Below are 13,135 nucleotides of genomic sequence, written 5' to 3' on the forward strand. Positions count from 1 at the left end.
CATATAGAACCATGGAACAACTGAGTTTGGATGCCACCCCGCCGGGCGGGGAAGACGCAGACACCATCACGCTGGGGCTTTATGCCGAGCGGGCTTATCTGGATTACGCTGTGTCGGTGGTGAAAGGCCGTGCCTTGCCTGAATGTGCAGATGGGCAAAAGCCGGTACAACGCCGCATTTTGTACGCCATGAATGAAATGGGCCTGGGGGGCAATGCCAAACCCGTGAAGTCAGCCCGTGTGGTGGGCGATGTGCTGGGTAAATACCACCCGCATGGCGACCAGGCCGCCTACGAGGCCCTGGTCCGCATGGCGCAAAATTTCACGCTGCGTTACCCGCTGATTGACGGGCAGGGCAATTTTGGCAGTCGCGATGGCGATGGTGCAGCGGCCATGCGGTACACCGAGGCCCGACTCACCCCCATTGCCAAGCTGCTGCTGGACGAAGTGGACATGGGCACGGTGGATTTTGTGCCCAACTATGACGGTAGCTTTCAAGAGCCCAAGCTGTTGCCGGCACGCCTGCCATTTGTATTGCTCAATGGTGCATCCGGTATTGCCGTGGGCATGGCCACCGACATTCCCCCGCACAACCTGCGCGAGGTGGCGCAGGCCACGGTGCACCTCATCAAGCACCCCAATGCCAGCCTGGACACTTTGATGGATTTGTTGCCTGCCCCCGATTTTCCGGGCGGCGCGCAAATCATTTCCAGCCCCACGGTGATGCGGGAAATTTATGAGGGTGGTCGCGGTTCCATCAAAGTACGCGCGCGCTGGACCATTGAAGAAATGGCCCGTGGGCAATGGCAGCTGGTGGTCAACCAATTGCCGCCCAACACCAGCTCGGCCAAGGTGCTGGAAGAAATCGAAGAGCTCACCAACCCCAAGGTGAAAACCGGCAAGAAGAGCCTGAGCACCGAGCAGCAAAACCTGAAAGCGCAGGTGTTGTCGGTGCTGGACGCGGTTCGGGATGAGTCCGGCAAGGAACATGCGGTGCGTTTGGTGTTTGAACCCAAAAGCCGCAATGTGTCGGTTGATGAATTCGCCAACCTGCTGCTGACCCACACCAGCCTTGAGACCAATGTGTCCATCAACCTGGTGAGCATCGACAATGCAGGGCGACCCGGCCAACGCGGTTTGGTGGCCATGTTGCTGGACTGGATTGAATTCCGCAAAGTTTGCGTGACCCGCCGCAGCCAACATCGCCTGGCGCAGGTGAATGACCGCATTCACGTGCTGGAAGGCCGGTTGATTGCCTGGCTGAACATTGACGAAGTGATCAAGGTGATCCGTGAAAGCGATGAACCGAAACCCGCCTTGGTTGAGGCGTTCAAGCTCAGTGAGCGGCAAGCAGAAGACATTCTGGAAATTCGCCTGCGCCAGTTGGCACGTCTTGAAAAAATCAAGATCGAGCAGGAACTGGAGAAGCTGGCGGAAGAAAAAACCGACCTTGAAGGTTTGCTGGCCGATGAAGGGAAATTGAAAAGCCGCATCATTCAGGAAATTCGCAAAGATGCGGACACGTATGGCGATGACCGCCGCACCCTGATTGAGGAAGCCGCCAAGGCCAGCATTGACCTGAAGGTGCCGGAAGAACCCACCACCGTGATTGTGTCGCAGAAATTCTGGATCCGGAACCGGCAAGGCCATGGCCATGATGCTGCGCAGTTCAGCTTCAAAACAGGCGATGCCCTGTACGGCGCGTTTGAATGCAAAACCACGGACAACAGCTATTTGTTTGGCGGTGGTGCAGCCAGTGGGAAGGTGTTTTCCGTACCGGTGGCCACGTGGCCGGGAGGGCGCGGCGATGGCATTCCAGCCCCCAGCGTGGTGGACCTCAACGGTGGTACGCTGGTGCATGCCTTTGCAGCGCATGCCGAACAGGCCGTGATGCTGGCTGGCAGCGGTGCCTATGGTTTTATTTGCAAAGCTGCCAACCTAGACAGCCGTGTGAAGGCGGGCAAGCAGTTCATCAGCCTGAATGACGGTGAGCGCTTGTTGCCACCGATACTACTGAGCGCAACCGATGACCGCGTGGCAGTGCTGGCCGAGTCGGGTCGTTTCCATGTGTTCATGCTGGATGAGATGAAGCAGTTGGCCGGTGGAGGCCGGGGTGTGCAGCTATTGCCCCTGGACGATGGCGATGCCTTGCTGGCCTGCGTGGCCTACGGGCCCAACGACAGTTTGACGGTGCGCGGTACTGGCCGGGGCGGCAAGGAGCGGGAGGAAATCCTGAAGCCTGCAGAATTGGCCGAGCGCATGGGCAAACGCGGTCGCAAAGGCCGCGAACTGGACATCAAGTTCAAGGCAGAAATCCTGTTGAAGGTGGTTTAACACCCCTTGAAAATCACGCACCCATCCCCAACTCCTGCGGTATTCCAAGCAAAACCGCCAATTTCAGGAGAACGCGATGGGTGCGATGAAAGAAACCATGGGTTTTCAGACAGAAGTGAAACAGCTTCTGCATCTGATGATTCACTCACTCTATTCCAACAAAGAAATTTTCCTGCGCGAACTGGTGTCCAACGCCTCGGATGCCTGCGACAAATTGCGCTTTGAAGCCATCAACAATGCTGGCCTGTTTGAAGACGACAGCGAGTTGAAAATCCGCGTCAGCTTCGACAAAGACGCCCGCACCATCACGATTGAAGACAACGGCATAGGCCTGAGCCGCCAGGACGCCATCGACCACCTCGGCACCATTGCCAAGTCGGGCACCAAAGAATTTTTCAGCAAACTGAGTGGTGATCAGCAAAAAGATGCTGCGCTGATCGGTCAGTTTGGTGTGGGTTTTTACTCGGCGTTTATCGTGGCCGACAAAGTCACCGTGCGTTCCCGCAAGGCCGGTTTGCCAGCGGCAGAAGGCATTGAATGGGAGTCCAAAGGCGATGGCGAATTCTCGGTGGAAAACATTGAGAAAGCCGGCCGCGGCACTCAAATCATTTTGCACTTGAAAGCCGATGAAGATGAGTTGTTGTCTGCCTGGAAGCTGCGGTCCATTCTGACCAAGTATTCCGACCACATTTCCTTGCCCATTCAGATGGTGAAAGAGGAGTGGGATGAAAAAGAAAGCCAGATGAAGCCCACTGGCGAATGGGAAGCCGTCAACAAGGCCAATGCCCTGTGGGCCCGTTCCAAAAGCGATATCACGGAAGAACAGTACAACGAGTTCTACAAGTCCATCAGCTTCGACTTTGCCGACCCATTGGCCTACACCCACAATCGTGTAGAGGGCGGCCGTTCCGAATACACCTCGCTGCTGTACGTACCTGCCAAGGCCCCTTACGACCTGTGGGACCGCAACCAGCAGAAAGGCATCAAGCTGTATGTGAAGCGCGTGTTCATCATGGACGATGCTGAGCAACTGCTGCCCCCCTACCTGCGGTTTGTGAAGGGCGTGATTGACTCAGCAGACCTGCCACTGAACGTGTCGCGTGAAATTCTTCAGGAAAGCCGCGATGTAAAGGCCATTCGTGAAGGGTCGGTGAAAAAGGTGCTGGGCCTGCTGGAAGACTTGGCCAGCAACCAGCCTGAGAAATACGCCACTTTCTGGACCGAGTTTGGCCAGGTGTTGAAAGAGGGCATGGGCGATGACCCGGCCAACAAAGACCGCATTGCCAAATTGCTGCGCTTTGCGTCCACCCACACCGATTCCGATGCGCAAACCGTGTCATTGGCAGACTATGTGAGCCGCATGAAAGAAGGGCAGGACAAAATTTACTATGTGACCGCTGACACCTACACAGCTGCGCGTTACAGCCCGCACCTGGAAGTGTTCAAGAAGAAGGGTGTCGAGGTGCTGTTGCTGTCCGACCGTGTGGACGAGTGGATGCTGTCCTACCTGCAAGCCTTTGAGGGCAAAGACCTGCAAAGCTGCGCCAAAGGTGGGCTTGACTTGGGTGCCTTGGAAGACGAGAAGGACAAGGAAACCAGGGAAAAAGTGGAGGGCGAGTTCAAGGACGTGATCAAGCGCGTGGAAGAACTGCTGAAAGACCGCATCAAGGAAGCCCGTGTGACCTTGCGCCTGACCGATAGTCCGGCCTGTATTGTGGCCGATGAAATGGGCATGAGCGAGCATTTGAAGCGCCTGCTGAAGCAGGCTGGTCAAAAGGCCCCAGACAGCAAACCGATTCTGGAGTTGAACCCGGAGCACCCCTTCATTCAGCGTTTGAAGATTGAGAAAGACCACTTCGACGAATGGGTGAATGTGCTGCTGGACCAGGCGGTGTTGGCCGAAGGCGGAACCTTGGAAGACCCGGCAGGATTTGTGCGGCGACTCAACATGCTGTTGTTGACCGTGAAAGCCTGAAGTCACCACTGCTGTTCAAAAAGCCCCGCCCTGTGCGGGGTTTTTTAATGCAGTGCCTGGTTGGCTGGGCGAGGCAATTTTTCACAATAGCGTGTGCACAGGGCATTGGCCATCATGACGCTGTGCGAGAACACCCGCTCGATACAGCTCAACTGGAAAGGGTGTACCAAACGCTCTTGCCAGCGCAATTCAAGCTGGTCTGAGTGCGCATTGGCCCACAGCCACACCGGCAACTGGGTGTTTTCCATCAAGCGGTTGAATTGGTGCATTTCCTCGTCCAATTGAAAGGATTCCGGCAGTGCCGACAAGGCATACAGCTGGTGAACGCAGGTGAGTTCAACGACGTTTGGACTGCTCCATTGAAACTCGGCCCAGGCCGTGTGTTGGCTGGATGGAACCGCCACTTTGTGGATGTGGGGGCTGTTTGTGTTTGAAGACGCGTTTGATGCATCAACACTGGGCTTGTAGGGGTTACGCTGCTGGTTGATCCAGCCAGCCAGTGTCTTGATCAGTGCTTGTGGGTTCAGGCCGATGGTCATGCAAACATTCCTGTTGTGTTTGACCCACTAGGTTGCATTGCGGCGCTGTTCGGTTCCACGAGTTATCGCCCCCATAAAAAAAGCCACCGCATGGGTGGCTTTTTTCCGCGGAGGTCGAATCAGGAGGCTGAGGCGATCTGACCGTTGACCACTTTCACACGGTCACCCACTTGCCAGCTGCTGTTGTTTTCGCGGAAGGTGCGTGTGGTGCCATCGTCGAACGTGACCACCACGTCATACACGGTGGAAGACCGGCGATCTTTTTCAATCTTGTTGCCCACATAGGCACCACCAGCGGCACCTGCAACGGTCATGGCTGTTTGGCCCCGACCATTGCCAAACTGCTTGCCCAGCAAGGCACCGGCGACACCGCCCGCAATGGCTCCCAGGCCGGTTCCTTCACCTTCGACCTTGATGGCACGAACATCCGACACGCGACCACAATCACGGCAAACGGCCGCCACTTGTGCAGGCGCTGGGCTGGAGTCGCCGCTGTATGCAGGCGATGTGCTGTGGTGTGTGGTGGTTGTTTTGTGGCTTGTGGCTGGTTTGCTACCGGCTTTGTCAGCCTCGGCGGTTTTTGCGGATGTGTTGTTGTCCACAGCAGCCACATCTTCCGGCAAGGGGTTTTCCGCCTTGCTGCTGGGCAATAATCCCGTCATTGAGGCAATGGCGATACCGCAGGTCAAAATAACCGCAGCAGCAGCGGTAATGAATAAAGGGTGTGTGCGTTTGCCTTCCATGTTGATCTCCACTCAAAAGGGTGTTTGTGAGGCAATAACGCGGTGCCCCTCGTCTTGGTGTACACGTTGACAGATTGACTGCTGGATTAGAGCCTTTGCTCAGCGTTTACTTGCTCAGGGTCCGCATGGCCTGTTCCAGGCCTTTTACTGTCAGCGGGTACATCTTGTGTTCCAGAATATTCTGAATGATTTCAATGCTGTGCCGGTATTGCCACAAACCTTCCGGTTCGGGGTTTAGCCACACAGCCTTCGGAAAACGGTCCAGAAAACGCCGCAACCACACCGCACCCGCCTCTTTGTTGTTGTACTCCACCGAGCCACCGGGCTGCAATATTTCGTAAGGGCTCATGGTGGCGTCCCCCACAAATATCAGGCGGTAATCGCTGTTGTAGGTACGCAGCAGGTCCCAGGTTTTGGTGCGTTCGCTGTGGCGGCGGTGGTTTTTCTTCCAAAGGAAGTCGTACACACAATTGTGGAAGTAATAAAACTCCAGGTGTTTGAATTCACTTTTGGCGGCAGAGAACAACTCTTCAGTGCGGCGAATGTGGTCATCCATCGAGCCGCCCACATCCATCAACAGCAGCACCTTGACCGAGTTGTGCCGCTCAGGTCGCATTTTGAGGTCCAACCAACCGGCATTGCGGGCAGTGGACTCAATGGTGCTGTCCAGGTCCAACTCCTCTTCAGCCCCCTCCCGCGCAAAGCGGCGAAGCCTTCGCAGGGCCATTTTGATGTTGCGGGTGCCAATTTCAAGATCGTCGTCATAATCCTGATACAAGCGCTGGTCCCACACCTTCACGGCTTTCCGGTTTCGGCTTTCCTCCTGACCAATCCGGATGCCTTCCGGGTTGTAGCCGTTGTTGCCAAAGGGGGATGTGCCGCCCGAGCCAATCCATTTGTTGCCGCCCTCGTGCCGCTCCTTTTGTTCCTTGAGCAACTCCTTCAGGCGTTCCATCAACTTGTCCAACCCCCCCATGGCTTCGATGGCTGCCATTTCCTCCGGCGTAAATTCCCGGTTGAAGCGTTTCTCCAGCCAGTCTTTGGGCAGCTGGGCGAACAAATCCATGTTCTTTTCCATGCCCTTGAAATAATTCCCAAACACCTGGTCGAAGCGGTCGAAAAAGCGCTCATCCTTCACCAGTGTCAGGCGCGACAGGTGATAGAAATTGTCCAAGCTGGGTGCCATGAACTGGGCCTTCATGCCTTCCAGCAGGGTGAGGTATTCCCTCACCGTGACCGGGATTTTTGCATCACGCAGCTGAAAGAAAAAATCAAGCAACACGGTTGAATATTCCTTGGGCCATTCTCGCGTTATCGACCTTGGCGCGCCATGAACACCAGCCGCTCAAAGAGCTCAATGTCCTGCTCGTTTTTCAGCAGTGCGCCATGCAGCGGGGGAATGGCGTCTTTGCCGTCTTTGGCCTGGAGCGCGCTGGCTGGAATGTCTTCAGCCAGCAGAAGGCGCAGCCAGTCAATCAATTCGGAGGTGGTGGGCTTTTTCTTCAGGCCTGGCAGGGCGCGAATGCCAAAGAAGCTGGACAAGGCCGCATCCAGCAACTCTTTTTTCAGGTTTTTGAAGTGCACATCCACAATGCTTTCCATGGTCGCTTTGTCAGGAAACTGGATGTAATGGAAGAAGCAGCGACGCAGGAAAGCGTCGGGTAGTTCTTTTTCATTGTTGGACGTGATGATGACAATCGGACGGTGTTTGGCTTTGATCAATTCGCGGGTTTCGTAACAGTAAAACTCCATCCGATCAATTTCCCGCAGCAGGTCGTTGGGAAACTCGATGTCTGCTTTGTCGATTTCGTCGATCAGCAGCACCACAGGCTTGTCGGCCTCAAAGGCCTGCCACAGCACACCTTTCACAATGTAGTTTTTGATGTCTTTGACCCGTTCATCGCCCAGTTGTGAGTCGCGCAGGCGGCTCACCGCATCGTATTCATACAGGCCTTGTTGCGCTTTGGTGGTGGACTTGATGTGCCATTGCAACAGCTCGACACCCAGGCCAGCCGCCACTTCCTCGGCCAGCATGGTTTTACCGGTGCCGGGCTCACCCTTGATCAACAGCGGGCGTTGCAGGGTGATGGCGGCATTCACGGCCAGTTTCAAGTCATCGGTGGCTACGTAGGTTTTACTACCTTCAAATCGCATTTTTGCAATTCCTTGTAATACGTCGGGGATTTGTCTAAGTGTACGTTGGAATGTGGTTCAAATTGCACAGGAATTTGTCGAATAATCCATCCAAAACAGGGCTTTCGCGTTTGGCGCATAGACGCCTACCCCGTTCGATCGTAAAATGCCAGAGTTTGTCCAGTGCCAACGAGTCAAGCCGGTGCTGGCCTCCATCGAATAACAACGACAGTGACGAGAGAGTGTGATGAAACGTATCGGTTTGATGAGTTCTGCAGCACGTGCCTTGGCCGCGGGTGGCCTGTTGGCTGTTTGTTTTGCTGCGCCCGCCCAGGCAGTGGAAGGCAACGCCAAAGCAGCGGAGTCCAAAAATTCCATGTGCATCGGTTGCCATGGCATTCCTGGCTACAAAGCCAGTTTCCCAACAGTGTACAGCGTGCCCTACATTGGCGGCCAAAATGCCAAATACATTGAGGCGGCCCTGCAAGGTTACAAGAAGGGCGACCGCAGCCACCCCACCATGCGAGGCATTGCCGAGACCCTGACCGATCAGGACATTGCTGACTTGGCCGCGTATTACTCCCAAGCCAAATAATCACCGGACATCACAAGGATTTTTGCACCATGAAGAAGACATTCGCATTGGCGGCCGCCTTGTTGCTGGCCTGCGCATCTGTTCAAGCAGCCGACATTGCCGCTGGCAAAGCCAAGGCTGAAGCCCAGTGCGCGGCTTGCCACGCAGCCAACAACGACTGGAACAAGCCTGTTGACCCGTCCTACCCCAAGCTGGCTGGTCAACACAAAGACTACCTGGCCCATGCACTGAAGGAATACCAGAGTGGTGGTCGTAAAAACGCCATCATGGCTGGCATGGCCGCGGCGTTGAGCAAGGACGACATTGACAACCTCACGGCCTACTTTGCATCGCTGAATGGCGATTTGTACCTGCGAAAGTAAGCTGCAGTGTGTTGAGCTGAGAGAAAGCCACCTTCGGGTGGCTTTTTTGTTGGTGGTGCAGGGTTGAACCCCTCTATGTGGTCGCAGCCTGTATGGCGGCCTGCACCGAGCCCCCAGCAATACTGGTATGCCCGGCGCCGAACAGTCAGCCCACCGATTGGCTTGACCCGCAAAGCATTCGAACACACGGACCGAGATGTCTGAGCGCCACTGGCGCGAGTTCTCGGGGCGGTTCGAAAGCGCGGGGCAACCTTTATTTTCGGGGGGCGTTCGGACCGGGCTGCCGGTTTTGCTTGGGGGAGGGCAATAAACAAACAATGGCTGCTGGCATGGCTCCGGGAAGCTCAACCAGTGGTACTTTAAAGCTGCCGCCTACATGCAATGGTCAATGATGCAGTTAATGTACCGCTCACTGCTAAACGGCACGCCATTTCGCTGCTGTTGATAGATTTGCTCTGCCAGGCATTCAAACACCTGGTGCGCAGCCTGGTGCTCGTCACCCATTTTTTCGCACAGCTTGGCAAAAGCGCTCCGAATGCCTGGTGGTTGATCAATGCTCACCTGTTCGGCCACGGCCAAATGCATGGACAAATGCAAAAACGGGTTCCCCTCTCCACCCTCAACGGAATAGTCTCTGGCCAGTACTTCTTCCAGGTCTGCATCGAAGGTGGGGAAATATTCCGGGTGACGGCTCATCCATTGCAAGGCCAAACTTTCCGCTTCGGAGATAGGCTGCTCTTGATGGTATTTTTTCCAGGTGTTCAGGAAAAACAGTCGGGCTTGGTCGCGTGTGGGATTAAACATGGGCAGGGTCAAACAGGCAAATGCTCAGGCGGTTGTTGCGTGGCGGGGTTAGCAGCGTTGCGCCTTCGCTCAGCCACGCTGCTTGGCCCAAAGCACCAATCCACAGGGTGTCGGGGAAGGCATTGAGCACAGCGCTGATGTCCCTATCGGTTTCATGGCACAGTGCACTGCGTTCAAAGCCAGCAAACAACACGCCAATCGCTGGTGGTCGATGGTCAAATCGAATGGCTGCTGCCGTCTGCCAGGCTGGAATGTCCTGCTCGATGGCTTGCGTGGTGCGGCGGGCCAAGCGTACCAGTTGGCCTTTGACCACAGGCGCGGCCAGTCCCAGGGTGCCGTCTGCATGAATGTCCATCACCGGGATCCAACTCTCGCCATGGTCATGACAGACCTGCAGCCTCAGCCCTACTGGTTTGGTCTGTTCTGCAGGGCATTGCAAGGCCTGCGCTGCTGGAAGGCCATCCACTTGAATCAGGAACAAGCCGTTCGATTCATCCACACGTTGAGGCCCGGTCAAAAACTCGAGACCCTCTGAATTCAGCACCAGTGGTTTGGACACCTTGAGAACCATCTCTGCCGTGGCATCACCCGCCAGCCGCCCGTGGTGAACCCTGGGCATTTTTGCGTAATTGGCACCGTAGGACAGCATGCCCAGGCAATCTGCATTCAACACGACAGCACCGGGTTCATTCACATGCGCAAAGTCCACGCTGTGGGTCGACGGGTCTTGTTCACACAACTGCAAACGAACGCTGTCGAACGTCTCGCCTTCTTGGCCAGCCGTCTCGAATGCATGGCCAAACACAGCCACTGCAATGGCGGGTTCATTGCCTGTCACTGTCCCATCAACAACCAGTCCGGACACACAACCGCCCCACACATTCATGCATTGGGTTTTGGCCACTGCAGCTTGAGCCACTTCATGCATCAGCTGGGCAAAATGGGGCGTGCACAACACCCAAACCCGGCTGACGTAGTCGCTGTGGCGGCGCAGCCCGGCGTTCGCCAAAGCTTCGTCGATGACGGACGATGCATTGTCCAGTGTGGCGATCTCGAATCGGCGGACACAGATGGCGTGGCTCATTGGGTTTTCTTTTTGTATTCGCAGAGGTCCACGATACTACAACGTCCGCATTCTGGGCTGCGGGCTTTGCAGACATAACGGCCATGCAGGATGAGCCAGTGATGGGCATTGAGCATGAATTCTTCCGGAATGAATTTCAGCAGGCGCTTTTCAACCTCGAGAACATCTTTGCCCGGTGCAATGCCCGTCCGGTTCGAAACCCTGAAAATATGGGTATCCACCGCCATGGTGGGGTGACCAAACGCTGTGTTCAGCACCACATTGGCTGTTTTTCGACCAACACCGGGCAGGCTTTCCAGCGCCTCCCGATCTTCTGGCACTTCACCGTTGTACTGGTCACGCAGTATTTCAGCGGTTTGCACCAGGTGTTTGGCCTTTGAGCGGAACAAGCCAATGGTTTTGATGTATTTTTCGACGCCTTCCACGCCCAGCGCAGCAATCGCGGCTGGCGTGTTGGCCACCGGAAACAGTTTGCGGGTGGCAAGGTTGACACCCTTGTCGGTCGCTTGCGCACTCAGCAACACCGCTGCCAACAATTCAAAGGGTGTTGAATATTCCAGCTCTGTTTTGGGCTCAGGGTTGGCTGCGCGAAAGCGGGTAAAAATTTCGGTGCGTTTGGCTTTGTTCATGGTTTGGGCGCGGTGTTGTTGCCTTGCTGTCGACGAGCACGGGCGCGAGCCAGCGCGGCCTCCACAATGGCTTTTTTCTTGGCTGCATCCGGGTCGTCGCTGTGTGCCAATCCATCCAGCTTGTGAATGGCCTTGGACTCCAATCGCGCGGCTTGCTCTGCACGTTGCCGAACCAGTCGTTGAGCCCGTTGATTCATGCGAGCCCGCGCCGCGTGGGCCTGTTCAGTGGTCCAGGTGGCGTAGGCTGGCACAAACACCATGTCAATGCAGTCGACCGGGCAGGGGGGTATGCACAGTTCACAGCCGGTGCACAACTCGGCAATCACGGCATGTCGGCGTTTGCTGCTGCCCACAATCGCATCGACCGGGCAGGCCTTGATGCACAGCGTGCAGCCGATGCAATGTTCGGGCTGAATCACCGCCATGTGGCGTTCAAGGGTAATGCCACAGCTTGGGTCGATGGGTTTGGCGGGTTTGTTTAATATGCGGGCCAGTTTCACAACCGTTTGCTCACCGCCGGGCGGGCAACGGTTCAAGTCAGCTTCGCCTGCTGCCATGGCTTGCGCGTATGGCAAGCACCCAGTGTATCCACACTGGGTGCATTGGGTTTGGGGCAGGCAATCGTCGAGCTGCCCAGCCAGATTGTCAGGCGTTTGAAGCGATGAATTCACGGATCTTGGGGTATATCATTTCGCGCCAACGGCGACCGCTGAAGATACCATAATGTCCGCATTCGGGCGCTTCAAAATGCTGCTTCTTGGCTGCTGGAATACCGGTGCACAGCTTGTGTGCTGCTTTGGTTTGGCCGGGGCCGGAAATGTCGTCCAGTTCGCCTTCAATGGTAAACAAAGCCACGGTTTTGATGTCGGATGGTTTCACCAATTCATCCCGAACCGTCCACTGGCCTTTGGGCAGTGCATGGTCCTGAAACACCGTCTTGATGGTGTCCAGGTAATATTCCGCGGGCATGTCCAGCACCGCATTGTATTCATCATAAAACTGGCGGTGGCTTTCGGCGCTTTCGCCATCGCCTTCAACCAGGTGCATGTAAAAGTCGTAGTGGCTTTGCACGTGGCGGTCGGGGTTCATGCTGACAAACCCCAAATGCTGCAAAAACCCGGGGTATACACGGCGCAGGTAACCCGGGTAGGTGTGCGGCACCGAGTAAATCACATTGTTTTCAAACCAGGAGTAGGGCTTCTTGGTGGCTAGGTCATTCACCGAGGTGGGGCTTTCCCGCGTATCAATGGGGCCGCCCATCATCGTCATCGTGCGGGCCTGTTTCGGGTCCTTGTTGCTGGCCATGAGCGACACAGCCGCCATCACCGGCACTGTGGGTTGGCAGACCGAGATCAGGTGGACGTCCGGGCCTAGCAATTGGATGAATTCAATGCAGTAATGCACATAGTCATCCAGGTGGAAGGCGCCCTCAGACAACGGGACCATGCGCGCGTCTACCCAGTCGGTGATGTACACATCGTGGTCTTGAAGCAGGGTGCGCACTGTATCCCGCAGCAATGTTGCATGATGACCCGACAAGGGGGCGACCACCAGCACTTTGGGCTGTGGGCCCAACGGTTTGGTTTCGCTGGGGATCAGTTTGCGGAAATGAATCAGGTGGCAGAAGGGTTTGGTCACCACGATTTCTTGGGCGATGGAAACCTCCCGACCCTCGCATTTCACGGTTTTGATACCGAACTCGGGTTTTTCGTATTCCTTGCCCAACCGGTACATCAACTCAAAACCAGCGGCAATGCGGCGTGAAAAAGGCGAATGGGCCAGGGGGCTGAACGGATTGCTGTACATCTTTGCGCCGGCTTCGGCCCAAATGGTCATTGGGTTGAGCAATGCGCGTTGAAACTCGTGCAATTGATACAGCATGCAACCTCCGGTACTTGGCCAGGATATGAATGAATCGACAAGGTAGACCGTCAAGCT

Annotated in this window: 13 protein-coding genes; 4 read left to right on the forward strand and 9 right to left on the reverse strand. The window is 55.8% G+C overall.

The window, feature by feature from the left end; translation table 11 throughout:
• Positions 1-11: 11 nt before the first annotated feature.
• The gene (parC, locus tag VGE55_RS03655) at positions 12-2,333 is read left to right on the forward strand and encodes a DNA topoisomerase IV subunit A (protein ID WP_331130360.1); all 2,322 of its coding nucleotides are present in this window, start codon (positions 12-14) and stop codon (positions 2,331-2,333) included.
• A 76-nt stretch (positions 2,334-2,409) separates the two neighbouring features.
• Complete coding sequence (gene htpG / locus VGE55_RS03660; protein WP_331130361.1) at positions 2,410-4,308, forward strand: molecular chaperone HtpG; 1,899 nt, start codon at positions 2,410-2,412, stop codon at positions 4,306-4,308.
• Positions 4,309-4,352: 44 nt separating this feature from the next.
• Here the strand turns inward: htpG and VGE55_RS03665 are convergent, their stop codons facing one another.
• The 4 genes from VGE55_RS03665 to VGE55_RS03680 form a co-directional block, all read right to left on the reverse strand.
• Positions 4,353-4,847, reverse strand: coding sequence for a hypothetical protein (locus VGE55_RS03665; protein ID WP_331130362.1), 495 nt, complete (start codon positions 4,845-4,847; stop codon positions 4,353-4,355).
• A 119-nt stretch (positions 4,848-4,966) separates the two neighbouring features.
• Positions 4,967-5,590, reverse strand: a complete 624-nt coding sequence (locus VGE55_RS03670; protein ID WP_331130363.1) for a glycine zipper 2TM domain-containing protein — start codon at positions 5,588-5,590, stop codon at positions 4,967-4,969.
• Between the two features lie 106 nt (positions 5,591-5,696).
• Complete coding sequence (locus VGE55_RS03675) at positions 5,697-6,872, reverse strand: vWA domain-containing protein (protein WP_331130364.1); 1,176 nt, start codon at positions 6,870-6,872, stop codon at positions 5,697-5,699.
• A 29-nt stretch (positions 6,873-6,901) separates the two neighbouring features.
• Positions 6,902-7,744: a MoxR family ATPase gene (locus VGE55_RS03680; protein WP_331130365.1), complete on the reverse strand. Its 843-nt coding sequence runs from the start codon at positions 7,742-7,744 to the stop codon at positions 6,902-6,904.
• 244 nt (positions 7,745-7,988) lie between these two features.
• Here VGE55_RS03680 and VGE55_RS03685 point away from each other — a divergent pair, with 244 nt between their 5' ends.
• Both VGE55_RS03685 and VGE55_RS03690 read left to right on the forward strand, forming a co-directional pair.
• The gene (locus VGE55_RS03685; RefSeq protein WP_256764437.1) at positions 7,989-8,318 is read left to right on the forward strand and encodes a c-type cytochrome; all 330 of its coding nucleotides are present in this window, start codon (positions 7,989-7,991) and stop codon (positions 8,316-8,318) included.
• 29 nt (positions 8,319-8,347) lie between these two features.
• Positions 8,348-8,680, forward strand: coding sequence for a cytochrome c (locus tag VGE55_RS03690; RefSeq protein ID WP_331130366.1), 333 nt, complete (start codon positions 8,348-8,350; stop codon positions 8,678-8,680).
• Between the two features lie 372 nt (positions 8,681-9,052).
• Here the strand turns inward: VGE55_RS03690 and VGE55_RS03695 are convergent, their stop codons facing one another.
• Genes VGE55_RS03695 through VGE55_RS03715 form a run of 5 tightly spaced genes read right to left on the reverse strand, consistent with a single transcriptional unit; the run spans position 9,053 to position 13,078 of the window.
• Positions 9,053-9,484, reverse strand: coding sequence for a DUF1841 family protein (locus VGE55_RS03695; protein WP_256764122.1), 432 nt, complete (start codon positions 9,482-9,484; stop codon positions 9,053-9,055).
• A complete protein-coding gene (locus VGE55_RS03700) occupies positions 9,477-10,568 on the reverse strand; it encodes a hypothetical protein (protein WP_331130367.1) in 1,092 nt (363 codons plus the stop codon). The genes VGE55_RS03695 and VGE55_RS03700 overlap by 8 nt, the downstream gene beginning before the upstream one ends.
• Complete coding sequence (gene nth, locus VGE55_RS03705; RefSeq protein WP_331130368.1) at positions 10,565-11,197, reverse strand: endonuclease III; 633 nt, start codon at positions 11,195-11,197, stop codon at positions 10,565-10,567. The genes VGE55_RS03700 and nth overlap by 4 nt, the downstream gene beginning before the upstream one ends.
• Positions 11,194-11,868 carry an RnfABCDGE type electron transport complex subunit B gene (locus tag VGE55_RS03710; protein ID WP_331130369.1) on the reverse strand — a complete coding sequence of 225 codons (675 nt, stop codon included), beginning with the start codon at positions 11,866-11,868 and terminating at the stop codon, positions 11,194-11,196. Before VGE55_RS03710 ends, nth begins: the two co-directional genes overlap by 4 nt.
• Positions 11,843-13,078, reverse strand: a complete 1,236-nt coding sequence (locus VGE55_RS03715) for a polyhydroxyalkanoate depolymerase (protein WP_331130370.1) — start codon at positions 13,076-13,078, stop codon at positions 11,843-11,845. Before VGE55_RS03715 ends, VGE55_RS03710 begins: the two co-directional genes overlap by 26 nt.
• Positions 13,079-13,135 lie beyond the last annotated feature (57 nt).

Source organism: Limnobacter sp., from assembly GCF_036405155.1.
GTDB lineage: Bacteria > Pseudomonadota > Gammaproteobacteria > Burkholderiales > Burkholderiaceae_B > Limnobacter.